The following is a 17,972-nucleotide window of genomic DNA, read 5'->3' on the forward strand; positions in this document are numbered from 1 at the left end:
ATGATCCCCCGGCTTCTCAAGGAACCCTTCGTCCACTTCGTCGCCATCGGCGCCGTTCTCTTCGCGCTCTATCAGACGAAGGAACGGCTCGCCCCTGAGGAGGAGGTGGAGGACAAGGATCGGATCGTCATCGACCAGCAGGAGTATGACCACCTGAAGGAACTCTGGAAGATCCAGTGGAAGCGCGACCCCTCGCCGGGCGACATCAAGGCGCTGCTCGACCGGCACCTGCGCCAGGAGGTCTTCTACCGCGAGGCCCTGAAGATGAACCTCGACCACAACGACGAGATCATCAAGAAGCGCCTGTCGCAGAAGATGGAGGCGGTCGCCAACGACCTCAGCGCGCTGACCCAGCCCCCCACCGACGAGCGCTTGATGGCGTTCTTCCATGACAACGATGACTTCTTCAAGCTGCCGCGTTCCTATCAGTTCCAACAGGTGCTGTTCCTCGCCAACGAAACGGACGTCGACGCGCGCCTGCAGTCCACGCTCGGGACCTTGCGCCAGGGCGGCGGGATCCCGGCCGACCGGGTGAGCAAGGCGGGGTTGAAGTGCGATTGGCCCCTGACCTCGGTCCACGACCTCGACAACGCCTTCGGCGGCGATTTCACCCGCTCGCTCGAAGAGGCTCCCCTCAACGAATGGAGCGGGCCGATCCGCTCCGGGTTCGGCTGGCACCTCGTCCGCATCACGACCCGGCAGGACTCGGTGCTACCGGACTTCGAGACCGTCCGGGATTACGTCGCCCGGGAGTATGACTATCGCTCCGAGATGGAATCGCAGGACCGGGTCTTCGAGGAACTGCTCGGGAAGTACCGGGTGAATATCACCGCCGCTGACGTGCCCGCGGAAATCAAATCCAACTTCGTCGCTCCATGAGATGCCGGATCCTGCCCGGCCTCATCCTGGTGTGGGTCACCGCGCTCACGACCCTATGGTCGCATGAGATCCGTCCCGCCTACCTGCAGGTCGACGAGACTTCACCGGGCAGCTACGACGTCCTTTGGAAGATCCCGCGGATCGGGGAACGGGTCCCCGACATCAAACCGGACTTCGCGGACGACTTCGTCCTGGAGGAGGGCGACGGAGGGGCGCTGCTCGACGGCTTCGTGGTCTATCACTACCGCTTGACCGCGGAGCGTCCCCTCGCAGGAACGACTCTCTCCATCGACGGCCTTCCGCGCACCACCATCGATGTCCTCGCCAATCTCAACGCGCTCGACGGCCGGAAGCAAACCCTGCTTCTGCATCCCACCTCGCCGTCGGCCACCTTTGCGCAGAATCCGTCCAAATGGGGCGTGGCGGCGACCTACACCAAGCTCGGGATCGAGCACATCCTGCTCGGCATCGATCACCTGCTTTTCGTTCTCGCCCTCATCCTGATCATCGACGGACGCCGGAAACTCGTCGGCACGATCACCGCGTTCACGCTCGCCCACAGCATCACGCTCGGTCTCGCCACACTGGGTTACATCTCCCTGCCCGGCCCACCTGTCGAGGCGGTCATCGCCCTCAGCATCGCGTTGGTGGCCGTGGATATCCTGCGCAAACGCCGCGGCGCGAATCCCGCCACCTCCCGCTGGCCGTGGATGGTCGCGTTCGTTTTCGGCCTGCTCCACGGCTTCGGCTTCGCGGGCGCCCTGGGAGACATCGGGCTGCCGCAGCAGGCGGTCCCGCTCGCCCTGCTGTTCTTCAATGTCGGGGTCGAAGCCGGGCAGCTGCTTTTCATCGCCGCCGTGCTCCTGCTCGCCGCCGGCTTCAAGCGCCTGCCACTCCGCTTGCCCGAATGGACGAAGTCGATCCCGCCCTACGCGATCGGCTCGCTCGCCATGTTCTGGGTGATCGAACGCAGTTGGAGCTACACCTTCGGGTGGTTCAACCCGTAGCCTGGAGATTGCCGGCAACCGCACATGGAATCGTGAACCTTCCCCGCCACCATCCGTCTTCCCCGCCGCGACGCCCCGCGCGTCCGCCGGGGCTGCTGATGGGCCTGACCCTGACCTTGCTGCTCGGCGCGGAATCCCACGCCTGCCAGATTTGCCTGCCGTTCCCCACCGAGTCCCTCGCCGACAAGGTCCTCGCCGCCCGACACCTCGTGCTTGCCCGCGAGAACCCGGAGAAACCCTACACCCTCCGGGCCACGAAAACGTTGGTCGGCGATCCGGCACCTGCGCTCGACCTGTTTCTCGATTCCACCACGAAGCGCTGGCTCGAACTCGGCGCGGACCGCGGCGTTCTCTGCGCTTGGTTTTCCGACCCGGGCGAGTGGCGTCAGCTCGCGCGCCATGATGAGATTCTCGGCCCGGTACTGCGAGACATGCTCGCCCGTCGCGAGGATTGGACGAAGGACCCTGATTCCCGGATCCGCTATTTCGCGGATTACCTCGGTCACGACGATCCGCTCCTCGCCGACCTCGCCCATCTCGAGGTCGGACGGGCCCCCTATCGCCAGATCGCGACTTATGCCGACCGGGTTCCCCGCGAAAAGGTGCTCGAACAATTGGCCATCACCCAGCGACTCGAATGGCAGGCCCTCTACATCCTGCTGCTTGCCCAGAGCGACCACCCGGATGATCGGCAATTGATTCGGGAAAAATTCGAGCGCAACGCGCGCTGGGCTCTCAGCCTCCAAACCGCTGCCTGGGCGACCGCGCTGATCGAAATCGATGGACTGAAGGGCATCGATCGCATTTGCCAGCTTTACCTCCACGACGTGGAGCGCCAACCGGAGGAACTGGCCGCGATCCACGCGGCCTTGATGACCCAAGGCAACGAGGGCTCGCCCGAACTACTCGATCCGATCGTCGCTGCCTATGCCCGCCTTCTGGAGCGGAATCCCGCTCTCGCGCCCGATCTGGCCGACGACCTCACCCGCTGGCAGCGCTTCGACCACGCCGCGGCCTTCTCCAGGTATCTCACCGACACCACGCCCGACCTCGCCGCCACCGCCCGGATACGCGGCCACCTGCGCGCCGCGGCGGAAGCCACGGCTCCGGGCCCGTCCGCGCAACCCGCCCGCCTGGCCCCCATCTTCGTCATCGCGGGCGGAATGCTGCTCGTTCCCCTGCTGCTTGCCGTCAACGGACGTTCCAAAGCCGCGCAAGCCGCCTGACCCATCTCCATGCCCAAGTCATGAAAATCCTCAAGGAACCCCTGCTTCACTTCGTCCTGATCGGAGCGCTGATCTTCGCCCTCTACCAACGCTTCGATCCCGAAGCCGAGGCCCCGGGCGAGACCGAGGTGGTCGTCACTTCCGGGCGCATCCAGCAGCTCTCCGCCATCTTTCAGAAAACCTGGCAACGCCCGCCGACCCGCGACGAGCTACAGGGCCTGGTCGACGATTTTATCCTCGAGGAAATCTACTACCGCGAGGCGACCGCCGCCGGGCTCGACCACAACGACACCCTGATCCGCCGCCGCCTGCGGCAGAAGATGGAGTTCCTGACTGACGACCTCGCGGCCGGCACGCCCGGCGACGAGGAACTGGCGGAGTTTGTGGAGGCGAACCCGGAGCGCTTCCGCAAACCACCGGCCACGACCTTCCGGCAGATCTTTTTCAATCCCGACAAGCTCGGCGACCAAAGGGACCAGATCATCGCCGATGCGGCGGCTGAGCTCGCGAAGGGCGAGGTGCCCGAGGGACACCCGACCTTGCTGCCCCCTGACATGAGCGGGGCCACGCCCAAGCGGGTCACCGCCACCTTCGGCGAGGAGTTCGCGGGCGCGCTCGCCGGGCTCGAGGTCGGGAAATGGAGCGAGCCGATCCGTTCGGGCTTCGGCATCCATTTCGTCCGCGTCGACGACCGCACCGACGCCGAGCTCCCGCCGCTCGGCGAGATCCGGCCCGTGGTCCTGCGCGAGTGGGAACACGAACAGCGCGAGGCCTTCCGCGACCGCTTTCAGAGCGAGCTGCTGAAAAAATACGAGGTCACCGTCGAATGGCCCGCCACCAACACCCCGAAAGGATGAACCCGTTGAACTTTGGAGTGCGGTGGCAGAGCGAGTCTTCGAGCGGCGACACCGCTTTCGGGTGGGGCGTCGCCGCCTTGAGACGGGGAGGAAAGACGACCTCACGTGATCGCGGATCCTCAACTGAATTTCATGCTGTCCAAGTGACTCGAAAGCGGTGGCTCGCCACCGCACTCCAAAGCCTCGCGGCCCTCTTCCTCCTCGGGGTCTCCTCCGCCCACGAACTACGCCCGTCGTACTTGCAGGTCATCGAGCTCGAGGCCGGCACCTACGACGTCCTCTGGAAAGTTCCCGCCCGCGGCGACAACCAGCGGCTCGCCCTCGATCCGCGCTTCGAAGGCAACACGACGGTGACCGGCGATCCGGTCGACGCCTTCGTCGACAACGCCCACGTCCGTCGTTGGAAAATGGAGTGTCCCGACGGCATCGCCGGAACCCGGGTCCACATCGACGGCCTCGCCCAGACCTTCACCGACGCCCTGGTCCGCGTCGCCTACGCCGACGGCACCGAGTTCGTGACCCGCCTCCAGGCCGACAACCCCGCCACCGTGATCACGGCCGCCCCGGGACCCGGCGCGGTCGCGTGGACCTACTTCGTGCTCGGCGTCGAGCACATCCTGCTCGGCATCGATCACCTGCTCTTCGTGCTCGCGCTGCTGCTGATCATCGACAGCCGCCGGAAACTCGTCGGCACCATCACCGCCTTCACCCTCGCCCACAGCATCACGCTCGCCCTCGCCTCGCTCGGCTACGTCTCGCTGCCGGGGCCGCCGGTCGAGGCGGTCATCGCGCTGAGCATCGTGCTGGTGGCCTTGGAAATCCTCCGCAAGCGCCGCGGCGACCATCCCGCCACCGCCCGCTGGCCGTGGGTCGTTGCCTTCGGCTTCGGCCTGCTGCACGGCTTCGGTTTCGCCGGGGCGCTGAGCGACATCGGGTTGCCGCAGAAATCGGTGCCGCTCGCGCTGCTTCTGTTCAACGTCGGCGTCGAGGCGGGTCAACTCCTGTTTGTCGCCGCGGTCCTGCTGCTCGCCGCCGGCACCAAGCGCCTGCCGGTCCGCCTGCCCGGTTGGACGAAGCTCATTCCGCCCTACGCGATCGGCTCGCTGGCCATGTTTTGGGTCATCGAGCGAAGCTGGGACTTCACCCTTGGACACCTCTTCTCCCTCTAGCAATTGCCACAAGCCTTTCTTGTTCCTGAAACCTCGATCCTGCCATGAAATCACTCGCCGCATCGTTCGCTGTCATCCTTGCAGCAGCCTCGCCATCATCTGCCGACCCGCTCCCCTCGTGGAACGCGGGACCGGCCAAGCAGTCCGTCATCGACTTCGTCGAAAAGGTCTCCGACAGCTCCAACAAGGACTTCGTTCCAGTCGCCGAGCGCATCGCGGTCTTCGACAACGACGGCACGCTGTGGTGTGAGACGCCGCTCCCGCCGCAGGCCTACTACGCCTTCGCCGAGATCGAACGGCTGATGCCGGAGCACCCGGAGTGGAAGGACGAGCCCGCCATCCAGGCGCTGGCGAAAAAGGACCTCGGCGCGCTGATGGACAATCATCACAAGGGACTGATCGACCTCCTCGCCAAGGCCCACGCCGACCGCACGCCCGAGCAGTTCTCCGAAGGGGTCACAAACTGGCTGGCGAGCGCCAAGCATCCGAAGTTCGGCATGGCCTACAACGAGACCATCTATCAGCCGATGCTCGAGGTGCTCAGCTACCTGCGCGACCACGGTTTCAAGACCTACATCGTCTCCGGCGGCGGCCAGGACTTCATGCGGGTGTTTTCCGAGAAGACCTACGGCATCGTGCCCGAGCAGGTCATCGGCACCTACAGCTCGGCGAAGTTCGAGATGGTCGACGGCAAACCGGTGATCATGAAGGGTATGGACAACCTCTTCATCGACGACAAGGCCGGCAAGCCGGAGGCCATCCACCGCTTCATCGGCCGCCGCCCGATCGCCTGCTTCGGCAACAGCGACGGCGACCAGGCGATGCTCGAATACACCACCATCGGCAACCCGCGGCCGAGCTTGGGCCTGATCGTCCACCACACCGACGCCGAGCGCGAATACGCTTACGACGCCAAACCGATCGCCAGCGGTCAGCTGGTCACCGGCCTGGTCGCCGCCAAGGAACACGGCTGGACGCTCGTCGACATGGCCAAGGACTGGAAGACCGTGTTTCCCGGGAAGCCCTGAAGCCTCCTGTCATTCCCTGCTCTCCATGAACCCTCGACCCTCAACCTGCGTCCTGCTGCTGGCGATCGCCGCCTGCCAGCCGGAGGACAAACGGGCTGCCGCCCCGGCCGGGCAGAAGGCGCCGGCGGTGGTGGTCGCGAAGGCGGAGATGCGGACCCTGCGCCCGGGCTTCAGCTTCCCGGCCAAGGTGGTGGCTTTCTCCGAAGCCGACCTGCGCCCCGAGGTCTCCGCCACGGTCGTCTCCTGCGCGGTCGCACCCGGGGTGGCGGTGCGCGAGGGTGAGGTGCTTTTTGAACTTGAGCGCGGCCGCTATCAGGCCGCGCTCAAGTCCGCCGAGGCCGCACTCGAGCAGGCCCGCTCAACCAGCGAGCGCGCGGAATCCGACCTCGGCCGGATGGAGAAGGCCCGCCAGACCGGTGCGGTGGCCGCCGCCCAGTTCGATCAGGTTCAGGCGATCTCCCGCAGTGCCAAGGCCGCGGTGCTCGCCGCCGAGGCGGCCGTCGAAAAGGCGGCGATCGATCTCAAGGATACCACCATCACCGCTCCCTTCGACGGCCGTGTCAGTGCCGCCAATGTTTCGCCCGGTGACCTTGCCAGTCCTTCCGCCGCCGAGCCGCTGATCACCATCGTCCAGACCGACCCGGTCTACGTGGTGGCCGAAGTCGACCAGAAGGAGGCCGAGGCATTTTACTCGGTGCGCTCCGAACTGGAACATCGCGGCCTCGCGACTCCCGACCTCGAGCTGGTGGTCATCCTGCCGACCGGTGCCGAGTTTCCCCACAAGGGCCAGTTCGTGAACTGGGACCCCACCGGGGCCTCGTCGAGCGGAACCATCCAGGGTTGGTCGAAGTTCGAGAATCCCGACGGGGTTCTGGTTCCCGGCTACAACGTCACCATCCTGGGCCGGGTGCAGAAGCCGATCGATCGCATCATGATCCCGCAAAAGGCGGTGCTCCGCGACCAGGTCGGCGACTTCGTCTTTGTCGTCGGGGACGACGGAACGGTGGCGCGCAAGGATCTCGAACTCGGAGTCAAGGAGGGCAAGGACCAGGCGGTGCGCAGCGGTCTCGCGGGAGGTGAGCGCGTGGTGGTGGAGGGGGTTCTCAAGGTCAAGGCCGGCTCCAAGGTCACCGTCGTCGAGGCGCCTGTCGGCGATCCTGCCCGGGATCAGGGCGGCGGACTTTCCGAAGCGGTCAAGAAGGCGACAGGGGAGCCGGCGACGGAAGGCGCCGGGGCGTCCGGAGAGGCGGAAGAAACCAAGTAACCGCGGCGGATCCCGGCATGAGCCCGAACTTCTTCATCGACCGGCCGCGCTTCGCCTTTGTCATCTCGATCGTCATCACGCTGATCGGGCTGCTGGCATTGGTCGTGATGCCGGTCGACCAGTTCCCGCAGTTGGCTCCCACCAAGATCGTGGTGCGCGCGGCCTACCCCGGCGCCGATGCCCAGACGATCAAGGACACCGTCGCCTCGCCCATCGAGCAGCAGGTCAACGGTGCCGAGGGCATGACCTACATGACCTCGAAGGCCGGCAGCGACGGCAGCTATGCCCTGGTGGTGACCTTCGAGATCGGGATCGATCCCGACATGGCCCAGGTCGATGTCCAGAACCGGGTCAACCTTGCCCAGACCTCGCTGCCGGCGGACGTTCGCAGCCGCGGCGTGTCGGTGAAGAAGCGCTCGCCCGACATGCTGATGGTCGTTGGTCTCTCCTCGCCCGACCAGCGCTACGACTCGATTTTCCTTTCGAACTACGGTGCCATCTCGGTGGTCAGCGAACTGGCCCGGGTGCCCGGTGCGGGCGATGTGTCGGTGCTCGGCGCCCTCGATTACAGCATGCGGATCTGGCTCGACCCGGTGGCGATGAGCAACCGCAACATCAGCACCGCCCAGGTCATCGCCGCGCTCAACGAGCAGAACGTGCAGGCGGCCGTCGGCCAGCTCGGTGCCCCGCCGACCGGCGAGAACACGGTGACCCAGTACGTGTTGACCGCAAAGGGCCGGCTCGGGACCGAGGCGGAATTCGGCAATGTCATCCTGCATGCCGACGAGGATGGATCGGTGACCCGCATCCGCGACGTCGGCCGCATCGAACTGGGTGCCGCGACCTACAAGGGCTACGGCGAACTCGACAACGCCCCGGCCTGCCTGATTGGCGTCAACAAGCTGCCCGAAGCCAACGCCCTGGCCGTCGCCGAGGGAATCCGGGAAAAGATGGAGGAACTGTCCGCCTACTTTCCGGAAGGACTCGAATACTCGGTCTGCCACGACACCACCCGTTTCATCGAGGCATCCCTGCACGAGACCGTCCTGACGTTGATCTTCACCGTCGTCCTGGTGATCTTCGTGACTTACCTCTTCCTCGGCAACCTGCGCGCGACCCTGGTTCCCACCATCGCCGTTCCGGTTTCCATCATCGGCACCCTGGCGGTGCTCTACTTTGCCGGAATGACCGTCAACACGGTCACCCTTTTCGCCTTGATCCTGGCCATCGGCATCGTGGTCGACGACGCCATCATCGTGGTCGAGAACGTCGAGCGAATCCTTCACGAGAATCCGGGGATGACCGCGAAGGAGGCCACGCGGGTGGCGATGAAAGAGGTGACCGGTCCCATTGTCGGTGCGACCCTGGTGCTTGCCGCGGTCTTCATCCCGACCACGCTGCTGCCAGGGATGACCGGGCGCTTGTTCGGTCAATTCGGCATCACCCTGGTGGTCGCCGTGTTGATCTCGATGATCAACGCGATGACGCTCAGCCCGGCGCTGTCCTCGCTGATCCTCAAGCCACCCACGGAGGGCCACAAACCGAACCCCTTGATCCGCGCCTTCAATGCCGTGTTCGGGCGGATTACCGGTGCTTACACCGCGCTGGTCGGCCTGCTTTCCCGGCGCCTGGCCGTCGGCCTGCTGTGCATCGTTGGCTTCGTTGCGCTGCTGGTTTGGTTGATCCCGAGGCTGCCACAGAGTTTCATCCCCGCGGAAGACAAGGGCTTCTTCATCGTCAGTGTTTCGCTGCCGCCCGGTTCGTCCATGAACCGCACCGAGAAGGTGCTCGATCAGGTCGGCGATCTCATGAAGGACGATCCTGTCTTCACCGACGTGCTGACGATCAATGGCGTCAGCGCGCTGCAGGGCGGCTTGTTCCCGAACAGCGGCACGATCATCGCGGTGCTCAAACCGTGGGACGAACGCAAGGATCCCGCAGAGCATCAGGACGCGGTGATCGCGCGCTACACGGCGCGCTTCGCGGAGATGCCGGAATTCAACGCGCTGATCTTCGGCGCCCCTGCCATGCCCGGGATGGGGGCGGTCGCCGGCGCTTCCTTCGTCCTCCAGGACACCCAGGCACGAGGACCGGACGACCTCTTCGCGGCGCTGCAGACAATGCTCCAGCAGACGAATGCCTCGCCCACGGTGGCGCGCGCCTTCAGCACCTTCAACCCGGGCACACCGCAGATCGAACTGGAGATCGACCGGGTCAAGGCCAAGACCCTCGGGGTCTCGCTGTCGGACGTCTTCCTCAACCTCCAGACCCAGCTCGGCGGGCTTTACGTCAATGACTTCAACCTCTTCGGCCAGACCTTCCGGGTCATGCTCCAGGCCGACGCACCTTTCCGCCAGGACGAGCAGGCCCTCGGCAGGTTGCACGCCACCAATGCCATGGGTGAGGAAGTGCCGCTGAGCGCCTTTATCACCCTCAAGCACGGCCGCGGTCCCGAGCAGTTGCAACGCTACAATACCTACGACTCCGCTAGTATCAGCGCCGTGCCGAAGCCCGGATCGAGCACCGGCGAGGTGATGGCGGTCATGGAAGAGGCCATCCACGAGTTGCCGCCCGGCTACAAGTTCGAATGGACCGATTCCAGCTATGAGGAAAAGAAGTCCGGCAACCTGGCGCCAATCGCGCTCGGCCTCGCCCTGGTCTTCACCTATCTTTTCCTCGCGGCACTCTACGAATCCTTCCTGACCCCGGTGGCGGTGCTGATGTCGGTGCCCTTTATCGTCCTCGGCGCCACGCTCGGCTTGTTCCTGACGGGCGAACCGCTCAGCCTTTACGGCCAGATTGCATTGGTGCTGTTGCTTGGACTGGCGGCGAAGACCGCCATCCTCGTCGTCGAGTTCGCCAAGAAGCTGCGCGAGGAAGACGGGCTGTCTCTTACGGATGCAACTCTGAAGGCCGCCCAGCTGCGCTTCCGCCCGGTCATGATGACCGTCGTCGCCTTCATCGTCGGTGTTTTTCCCCTGGTCATCGCCACCGGTGCCGGCGCCGCGGGCCGGCGCTCGCTGGGGATCGCGATCTTCTCCGGCACCCTCGTTTTCGCGTTTCTCGGCACGCTCTTCGTGCCCGTCCTCTTCCGTCTCGTCCAGGGCCTGCGGGAAAGGCTCCACGGGGCCGGCGAGAAGGGCGGATGACCTTCCTGAATATTCTTTTTCCATTCTCCCGATCCCGTGCGACGCTGCCGGGTTACCTCTCCCTCCTGACCGGAGCACGCCCGGCTTTCGCGGCGTTTGCTTTCCATCGAACCCGGTCTCTCCGCCGATCCGTTTCCGCGCCTCCTTCTTCACCCGCGAAACCACCCAACCGGAATCCAAACCATGAAATTGAACATCATTGCTCTCGCCATGGCAGTTGCCACGGCGCTTGTTCCCGGCTGCGCAAGCGGGCCGGTCGCCACGACCAATGCGGCTCAAGCCAGTGCCGCCGATATCAGCAGCCGGTCGCGGACCGCACTCAAATCGCTCTATGCTTCCGATTCGAGAGCCAAGTCCCTCGGCCGGAATGCCAAGGCCGTCCTCGTTTTTCCCGAGATACTCCGCGGTGGTTTTGTCATCAGCGGGCAGGGGGGCAATGGAACCCTGTTCACGGGCGACGGTAAGGTCGACAGCTACTATCAGAGCTTTGCGGCTTCCTACGGGTTCGAGGCAGGCGTGCAGAAGTTCGGCTACGCCTTGTTCTTGATGGACGATGACGCCATCCAGAACCTGAAGAGCTCAAAAGGCTGGGAGCTGGGGTCGGCCCCCAACCTGACCGTGCTCGACAAGGGAACGGCCGGCAATATCAGCACGGCCACCATGGACAAGGGAACCGTGGCGATGTTCTTCGACCAGCGCGGTTTGATGGGCGGGGTCAGCCTCCAGACCTCAAAGATCACCCGCATCTATCCCGGTCCCTGATCCCGCGAACAGCGCGTTGTCCGGATCCCCTTTGCTCCGCGTCGGGGCAGCCGGGCGCACCGTCGGGAACCGATCTGGATGCGCTCCCGAATCGATCCCGTGCCGCGACGTTTCGTGGCACGGGATGGTTTCACTCGATCACCTCGGGATCTCCCGGCATCCAGCTTTTGTCGTAGAAGGACTCGAGCGGACCATAGAGGCGGAGAATCGTATTCCGGCCCTTCCCTGGAACAATCTGGATCCAATTGCTTTCCATGCCGGCCGGCGGCCTGGGCGCGAAATCGATGTCAAACGACCCGTCGGCGTTGGCCCTCACCTCGTCCAGATTGTCGACACCCGGGAAGAGCTTGTCGGTTTGCCGCATCGAACGCGTCGGGTTGTCGTAGAGCGTGAAGGAACAGGGATCTGTCGCCGGAACATTTGGCGGCAGTGTCGCTTGTTTTGGGAAGCTGGGAATGTTCCAACCTGGCGCTGGGTGTCCCGAGCTTCTGCCGAGATATGCTGCAGATTGGCCCGGTGGCCGACCTGAAATCTGATTGCCTCCCGACACTGAAATGGTAGAAGGCGAGTGATTGCCCGGCTGAAGTTGCCGGGCTTGGATCATTTCCCGGAATGCCACTGGAACCGCCCATGTCCGGAGCCCGCGCCGACCGAACGGAGTTGGATCATTGGCTGACAGATCCTTCCTTCCGGAATCGCTCGGCCATCGACCGGGGCATTCGAAGCGGTACAGGCAATGATTCGGTTGAAAACGCTCTCTCCAACAATCCGCAACCATGAAATCCACACCACTTGTTATCTCCAGCGTGCTTCTGGCATCGATGTCTCCTCATCTCAAAGCCGAGGAAGGGGGCGCCGGCCACTACGTGCCGGGTTCGATTGCCACCTTGATCGATCTCCCTCCGACCAAGGCGGGTTGGGTGATCGAATCGGTGTTCCTCCACTACGAGGGTGACGCAGGTGCCGCGCGCCAGCTGCCCTTCGGCGGGTTGATCGCAGCCAACCTGAGCGCGACGAGCGATGCGTTCCTGCTCGGGGGATTCCACACGTTCGAGTCGACCGGCAATGCCTGGTTCAGCGTCGGGGCCTTTGTTCCCTATGTGTGGATGGACGTCGATGCCACCGTCACCACCCCGCTGGGGCCGGCTTTGCGCAGCGACAGCGAGGACGGGATCGGCGACATCACCTTGCTGCCCTTCATGCTCGGCTACAAATGCGGTGACTGGCAGTACAACGCGCTGTTGCCGATCTATGCGCCCACCGGCGACTATGAGCGCGGGCGCCTCGCGAACCCGGGTCGCAACCAGTGGACCTTCGACCCCACGGTCGGGGTTTCCTACAACAACGCCAAGACCGGCTTCAACGCCGCCCTCCATACCGGCTTCTCGATCAATACCGAGAACCACGACACCAACTACAAGAGCGGCACGGTCTGGCATACCGAGCTCAGCGCCCAACAGTTGCTTCCGGTGGGGCCCGGCTTTCTCGGCTTGGGCTTCAACGCCTTCTACTACGACCAGATCACCGGGGACAGCGGCAGCGGGGCGACCCTGGGCGACTTCGAAGGCCAGACGGTCGGCGTCGGTCCGGTTCTGACCTACATCTTGCCGGTTGGCGAGAACTCGTTCGTCACGGAGCTCCGTTGGCTTCCCGAGCTTTCCACCCGCAAGCGGCTGGAAGGCGACTACGTCTGGCTGAAAGCCGTTTACCAGTTTTAAGGCGGACCGCTGCGGGCTGCGGCACTGAATCGCGGCCCGCGGATTGGTTGAAGCCGGGAGGTCTCTTCGTTTGTCCCGTTGGGGACGAACGGTTGACCCTCCGCGGATCGCATCGCAGAACCCGGGATGCGCTTTGCCCCTCTCCGGTTTGCCAAAGGCGTCGCCGCGTTTTTCCCGATGTTGATGCTGCCCCTGGCGGCGGTTCCCGCAAATGATGATTTCGCCGACGCCGGGGAGATCGTGGTGGACCAGCCGTTGCCGATCACCGTCTCGGGAAACACGCTGGGAGCCACGGTCGAGGCGGGGGAAATCGCGCTGGACCCGACGCTTGCGGCCACCGTCTGGTACCGGGTGACATCCCCGGCCGATGGGGTGGTCCGATTCGACACCGACGGCAGCGACTTCCAGAACCGGCTCGCCGTGGCGGTCGGCACTGGCTACGGGGACCTCGTGATCGTCGCTGCCGACGACGATCCCGACGACGGAACGGCGGTGACCTTCGAGGTGGAGGAGGGTGTCGAGTATCTCATCCTCGTTGCCGGGTGGAACGGGGCGACGGGAAACCTGACGCTCAACCTCCGCGAAACCGAGGGCGCCTCCATTTCAGGTCACGTGACCGCCTCGCCGGGTGGCGCTGCCTTGGGACAAGTCTCGGTGCAGGCTTGGGTTTTTCGCGAAGCCTTCGGGCGCTGGCAAGTGGTCGGCCGGACCACCACCAATGCCTTCGGTGGCTACACGCTGACCGGCTTGAACCCCGGTGCCAGCTACCGGGTGCGGGCCCTTGATGAAGCCGGCCTCAGGGCGCCGCGGTTCTTCACGGCGGAGACTTTCGTGGAAGATGCCACGCCGGTTGTGCCCGACCCGGATTTATTCGGGATCGATCTCGCGCTGGTGCCCGCCGGGACCATTTCCGGTCAGGTGGGGCTCGCCGGTGGTCCAGGTGCGGAAGGGATCACGGTTCAGGCCTATCTTTGGAACAGCACGTCGGGAGCATGGGAGATCGTCGCATCGACGAGCAGCGGACCGGGCGGCGACTACACGCTTTCCGGCTTGGCCGCCGGGACCTACCGGGTTGGTTTCCTCGACGAGGCGGGTGGCGTCTACCTGCCGGCATTTGTCAGCGGGGCCGACCTCGAATCGGCAGCCGACATCGCGGTAGGTGTAGGATCACTTGTGGAGGCCGATGCGTCGGTCGTCATGCACGCCGGTTCGATCCATGGGGTGGTGAGAAGCGCCGCGACCGGCCAACCGGTGGCCGGCGTCCAGGTGCAAGCCATCGCCTACGACTCTACGACCGAGGACTGGGAGGAAGTGGGCCAACGGGCGCTCAGCGGCGAAGACGGGAGCTACGTGTTGTCGGGGCTTCCTTATGACAGCTATCGCGTCGTCTTCGCCGATTTCAGCGACGGACTGCTTCTTCCGAGCCTTTTCGGGGGAACCATCGATCCGCTGGAAGCATCGCCGGTGGTGCTCTCCGCGGGAGCACCCGAAGCCTTGGCGGTGGATCAGGTGCTATCCACGCTCCAGATCGAGGTCGTCGCCTTTGCAAGCGAGGGAGTGGCCGCGCTCGGCTTCCCGGGCAATCCCTTTGCCCAATTCGTGATCGAGGGGACGGACGATACGGAGAACTGGTCGACGGAAGGCATGCCCTTTCATCCGGTAATCGGCCCGAATTCGATGGAGGTTCCGGCCGCAGGAGCCCGGAGGTTCTGGCGGCTGCGGGGACCGGAGAATCTGCAGCTTGCGCCGGATCCAGGCATCCATCTGCGAACATCCTATACCCAGGCGCAGGCGAACTACCGTTGGATCGACCGCTACCAGTTCGGTAACGGGTTTTTCGATTTCATCTCGGCCTTCGGCTACGGCGACTTTGATGGCGATGGGAAGGGGGACGTGCTCGTCTTCCCGGGGGCCGCCTATACCTTCGATCCATTCCCGGCGACCCTGACCCGCGACCTGGACGGGACTCGGTCGGACGGGTCCGTGGTATTTGCCGGTGGCGTTCCGGGATGCATCCATGCGCGGAAACTCCTGGTCGGCGACCTCAACGGGGACTCGGTGGACGACGCCGTGCTGATCGACCATGGCTACGACGCGGATCCATTCCCCGGCGCGCCCCTCAAGGTTCTCCTGTCATCTCCGGGCGGGACGGTCCAGACGGTGAGCTATCCGGAACATACTGGATTTCATCATGCGGGCGCTCTGGGGGACTTCGACCACGATGGCGACCTCGACCTGTTCCTTGCGGCTCCGGCGGATCTCGGGGGCGTGAACCTGATACTCGCGAACGATGGTCTCGGTGGCTTCAGTCCCGTCAACCAGCTGGTCGGGGACGTCTGGGAGGGGAATATCTGGGCGAGTGAGTTCTTCGATCTCGACGGCGACGGCTTCCTCGACCTGGCGATCGGGGCCGAGGTCGGGACCGATCCGGCGACCGTGTTGTGGGGCTCGAACCGCGGGACCTACGGGGCGGATGCGTTGAAGCTGGAACTCCCCGACGGATGGGACGTCTACGACTACGATGCCGAGGATCTGGACGGGGACGGCGACCGCGATCTCCTGGTCACGCTGGCTTCGCCCGATTCCGACGCACACCGCTTCGTGCTGCTGATCAACCACGGCAGCCGCCACTTCATCGACGAGACCTTCGAGCGATTCGATGACCCGACCTATACGGGAAACTGGATCGACTTCGCTTTCGTGCAGGACGTCGATGCAGATGGCGATCCCGACATCGTCGCCGACGTGAGGGGGACTCTTGTCGAATGGAAGAACCACGGAAGTGGTGTCTTTGCTGCCCAGCAATAGGCCGCCGAATTATGTGCCTCTGTTCGACCTCGGCTCTTTTGGCCGTCGAGAAGTGGTCCAAGTTCCCGACACGGGTAATTCAAAGGTATGGAGGCAGTTCGGATCCCCGAGCGTCCTCCGCCAATTCTCGCGAGGACTCTTATGCTGATGGTGGTGTCGAACGGGGTGCGTTTGCCCGGCACGGGTCGAACCGGAACGGCACCGAATGATAGAACAACGCCGACCGAGAGGATTCGATCTCCGAGAAGCGGGGGGCACCTGGCGCGAGAGAACCCGCTGGCCTGAGCGCCAGCAGCCGGCAGGAAATCTCGACATGAGCCTGCCCGGAGTTCGCGGCCCGCAACTGGTCGAGACGATCCGCGAGCTGGTGCCTCGAAGCTTCTTCCAGAGACCGCTTGAGATCACCGAGGGTTTTCCCGGTGGCGAGCGGCAGCGGTATTTCTTCGGCGAGCCTGTGTTCAACCAAAGCCGTTGAATTTGTCCGGAAGCGGCAGGTGATCATTCTTCGCAGCTCAGCCCATGCTGCCACGAGCGGCTTGATCCACTCCGCCAGCAGTCCACCGGGACCTGAGGAGGCCGATTGCCCCCGCTGATCGGGTTGCTTCCCGTCCATCCCGGGGTGTTCTGATTGACCTGTCGACATGTCTTGGATCTAGCCGAGTGCTTCGTCCCAGAAGTGCATCGCCCTGAGTAGCCGGGTAAGGTAGTTCCGGAATTCGCGGGAAAGGCTCTCCCTGCCCGACCTCGGAAAAATCCGGTCGTCGCCATTGAATCCCGCCTCGAGCCGGATGTCGCGGATGGTCGGATTGAATGCACCAAGATTTCCGGCATCCAGGCTGAAGATGAACCATGCGGCAGCCGGGTGGACGATGGTTCCCCGGATCAGCACCACCAGCCCCTCGTCGAATGCGGTGGTCCGCTTGGCGCGGATCACCGCGCAGCCTGCCGCAAATTCCCCGGACCGGAAGAAAGTGTCCAGCTCCGGTCGATGCCGGACGTGGAAGAGCCCGGCCTTTGTCAGGATATCAGCGAAGTCATCATCCCGCAATTCGGCGGAAAGGGTCATGGGGCCGGAGCCGGGTTTGCCAACGCGTCGCCTCGGCCTGCGCCGGGGGGGGCGGCCATCCGACATTTTGGCGCGGACGCCTCGCATGATTTGATCGAAAAACGGCCCATCGACGTGGAAGTCGGGAGCAAAGGGGCGCAACCGGAGTTCCGCGTGGCTCGCCCGTCGATGCAGGGAATAATCGTAGGCAAGCTTGAGCGGTTTGCCATCATCCTCGTCCACCGCGATCCTGCCGTCGGGGGTCACCCACATCGCGATCCTCCCGCGGAACCCGGAAACGTGGAACCACGGTGGAAGCTGCGGATGGATCAGATCAAGGCGACGCCTTCTTTCGGTAAGGTCGGGAGCACGTTTCTCCCAGCCGCTGCCCATCCCTGCCTCGGACAATCCTGCGAAAGTGTTCGGAACCTGTTGCAGCACAACCGAGGTGTCCACGGCACCATGAGGTGCCCGGACTTCACCGACAGGAGGCGGAATGACGCGATCTCCTTGGGTCGATCCCACCCAGGATGCCATGGCCGAAAGGAGTCGCTCCAAAAGCAGTGAAGGGGTGTCGTCGAGGTGGATGAAGTCGTCTGCAGGTGGGGGGACATCGGGTCCGCCGAAGGCCACCACCGCTTCATCCCCGGAGCCGGGGAAATGGGCCCAGAGGTAGATGTCGCCGGGCAGACGCAGGGTTACCATGGCGACGTTGGGGACTGCCGGTTGGTGAAGGGGAGCCGGAGGAACCACCGAGAGACGCAGGTCCTGTCGATCGCTCTTATCGAGGGTCGGCTCCAGCTCGACTTCCGCCGCGAACTGGAGAGCCGCCCATCTCTGCCTTTTGAAGACAAAGAACAGGAAGCCGCTCTCCTTGTCCACGTTCAGCGAGAGGTCCAGCTTTCCCCGCATCCGGCGCGGAACGAGCAGTCCCGGACGGATGCCCGGGCCGGCTGACTGGATCGCCCCGAGCTCGCGCAGGGTGAGATCGCCCCGGATCATCTGGATCGCCAGGTCACAGATCATTTCGCGGATCCCCTCGGCGCCCAACTCTTTCATC

The 17,972-nt window shown here is 64.3% G+C and carries 14 protein-coding genes; 12 read left to right on the plus strand and 2 right to left on the minus strand.

All coding sequences use genetic code 11. From position 1 onward, the window contains the following. The 9 genes from IG178_RS01345 to IG178_RS01385 all read left to right on the plus strand — a co-directional run bounded on the left by IG178_RS01345 (nt 1) and on the right by IG178_RS01385 (nt 11,341). A complete protein-coding gene (locus IG178_RS01345) occupies nt 1–879 on the plus strand; it encodes a peptidyl-prolyl cis-trans isomerase (protein WP_193210692.1) in 879 nt (292 codons plus the stop codon). Continuing rightward, complete coding sequence (locus tag IG178_RS01350) at nt 876–1,886, plus strand: HupE/UreJ family protein (protein ID WP_193210693.1); 1,011 nt, start codon at nt 876–878, stop codon at nt 1,884–1,886. The genes IG178_RS01345 and IG178_RS01350 overlap by 4 nt, the downstream gene beginning before the upstream one ends. Nucleotides 1,887–1,918: 32 nt before the next feature. Further along, complete coding sequence (locus IG178_RS01355) at nt 1,919–3,112, plus strand: hypothetical protein (protein WP_193210694.1); 1,194 nt, start codon at nt 1,919–1,921, stop codon at nt 3,110–3,112. Between the two features lie 20 nt (nt 3,113–3,132). Then, nucleotides 3,133–3,969, plus strand: a complete 837-nt coding sequence (locus IG178_RS01360; protein ID WP_193210695.1) for a peptidylprolyl isomerase — start codon at nt 3,133–3,135, stop codon at nt 3,967–3,969. A 143-nt stretch (nt 3,970–4,112) separates the two neighbouring features. After that, on the plus strand, nt 4,113–5,138 hold the full coding sequence (locus IG178_RS25275) for a HupE/UreJ family protein (RefSeq protein ID WP_343225906.1): 1,026 nt from the start codon (nt 4,113–4,115) through the stop codon (nt 5,136–5,138). Nucleotides 5,139–5,182: 44 nt separating this feature from the next. Next, entirely contained in the window at nt 5,183–6,166 is a 984-nt protein-coding gene (locus IG178_RS01370; protein WP_193210697.1) for an HAD family hydrolase, read from the plus strand. Between the two features lie 25 nt (nt 6,167–6,191). Beyond that, nucleotides 6,192–7,430 carry an efflux RND transporter periplasmic adaptor subunit gene (locus IG178_RS01375; RefSeq protein ID WP_193210698.1) on the plus strand — a complete coding sequence of 413 codons (1,239 nt, stop codon included), beginning with the start codon at nt 6,192–6,194 and terminating at the stop codon, nt 7,428–7,430. Between the two features lie 17 nt (nt 7,431–7,447). Then, entirely contained in the window at nt 7,448–10,579 is a 3,132-nt protein-coding gene (locus IG178_RS01380) for an efflux RND transporter permease subunit (protein WP_193210699.1), read from the plus strand. Nucleotides 10,580–10,762: 183 nt separating this feature from the next. Continuing rightward, nucleotides 10,763–11,341 carry a lipid-binding SYLF domain-containing protein gene (locus IG178_RS01385; RefSeq protein WP_193210700.1) on the plus strand — a complete coding sequence of 193 codons (579 nt, stop codon included), beginning with the start codon at nt 10,763–10,765 and terminating at the stop codon, nt 11,339–11,341. A gap of 130 nt (nt 11,342–11,471) precedes the next feature. Here the strand turns inward: IG178_RS01385 and IG178_RS01390 are convergent, their stop codons facing one another. Then, the gene (locus IG178_RS01390; protein WP_193210701.1) at nt 11,472–12,119 is read right to left on the minus strand and encodes a DUF1214 domain-containing protein; all 648 of its coding nucleotides are present in this window, start codon (nt 12,117–12,119) and stop codon (nt 11,472–11,474) included. Here IG178_RS01390 and IG178_RS01395 point away from each other — a divergent pair. The 3 genes from IG178_RS01395 to IG178_RS01405 all read left to right on the plus strand — a co-directional run bounded on the left by IG178_RS01395 (nt 12,118) and on the right by IG178_RS01405 (nt 16,342). Then, entirely contained in the window at nt 12,118–13,059 is a 942-nt protein-coding gene (locus IG178_RS01395; protein ID WP_193210702.1) for a SphA family protein, read from the plus strand. The genes IG178_RS01390 and IG178_RS01395 overlap by 2 nt on opposite strands. 126 nt (nt 13,060–13,185) lie before the next feature. Then, on the plus strand, nt 13,186–15,867 hold the full coding sequence (locus IG178_RS01400; protein WP_193210703.1) for an FG-GAP-like repeat-containing protein: 2,682 nt from the start codon (nt 13,186–13,188) through the stop codon (nt 15,865–15,867). A 313-nt stretch (nt 15,868–16,180) separates the two neighbouring features. Then, entirely contained in the window at nt 16,181–16,342 is a 162-nt protein-coding gene (locus IG178_RS01405) for a hypothetical protein (RefSeq protein ID WP_193210704.1), read from the plus strand. A 177-nt stretch (nt 16,343–16,519) separates the two neighbouring features. Here the strand turns inward: IG178_RS01405 and IG178_RS01410 are convergent, their stop codons facing one another. Continuing rightward, complete coding sequence (locus IG178_RS01410; RefSeq protein WP_193210705.1) at nt 16,520–17,971, minus strand: hypothetical protein; 1,452 nt, start codon at nt 17,969–17,971, stop codon at nt 16,520–16,522. Nucleotide 17,972: the final 1 nt, after the last annotated feature.

Origin of the sequence: Neoluteolibacter marinus, from assembly GCF_014904755.1 — a bacterium.
Taxonomy (GTDB): domain Bacteria; phylum Verrucomicrobiota; class Verrucomicrobiia; order Verrucomicrobiales; family Akkermansiaceae; genus Haloferula; species Haloferula marina.

Coding starts and splice junctions, on each gene's coding strand:
- IG178_RS01345 (WP_193210692.1), top strand. CDS start 1: ATGATCCCCCGGCTTCTCAAGGAACCCTTCGTCCACTTCGTCGCCATC.
- IG178_RS01390 (WP_193210701.1), bottom strand. CDS start 12,119: ATGGTTGCGGATTGTTGGAGAGAGCGTTTTCAACCGAATCATTGCCTG.
- IG178_RS01370 (WP_193210697.1), top strand. CDS start 5,183: ATGAAATCACTCGCCGCATCGTTCGCTGTCATCCTTGCAGCAGCCTCG.
- IG178_RS01400 (WP_193210703.1), top strand. CDS start 13,186: ATGCGCTTTGCCCCTCTCCGGTTTGCCAAAGGCGTCGCCGCGTTTTTC.
- IG178_RS01360 (WP_193210695.1), top strand. CDS start 3,133: ATGAAAATCCTCAAGGAACCCCTGCTTCACTTCGTCCTGATCGGAGCG.
- IG178_RS01375 (WP_193210698.1), top strand. CDS start 6,192: ATGAACCCTCGACCCTCAACCTGCGTCCTGCTGCTGGCGATCGCCGCC.
- IG178_RS01385 (WP_193210700.1), top strand. CDS start 10,763: ATGAAATTGAACATCATTGCTCTCGCCATGGCAGTTGCCACGGCGCTT.
- IG178_RS01395 (WP_193210702.1), top strand. CDS start 12,118: ATGAAATCCACACCACTTGTTATCTCCAGCGTGCTTCTGGCATCGATG.
- IG178_RS01405 (WP_193210704.1), top strand. CDS start 16,181: ATGAGCCTGCCCGGAGTTCGCGGCCCGCAACTGGTCGAGACGATCCGC.
- IG178_RS01380 (WP_193210699.1), top strand. CDS start 7,448: ATGAGCCCGAACTTCTTCATCGACCGGCCGCGCTTCGCCTTTGTCATC.
- IG178_RS01410 (WP_193210705.1), bottom strand. CDS start 17,971: ATGAAAGAGTTGGGCGCCGAGGGGATCCGCGAAATGATCTGTGACCTG.
- IG178_RS01350 (WP_193210693.1), top strand. CDS start 876: ATGAGATGCCGGATCCTGCCCGGCCTCATCCTGGTGTGGGTCACCGCG.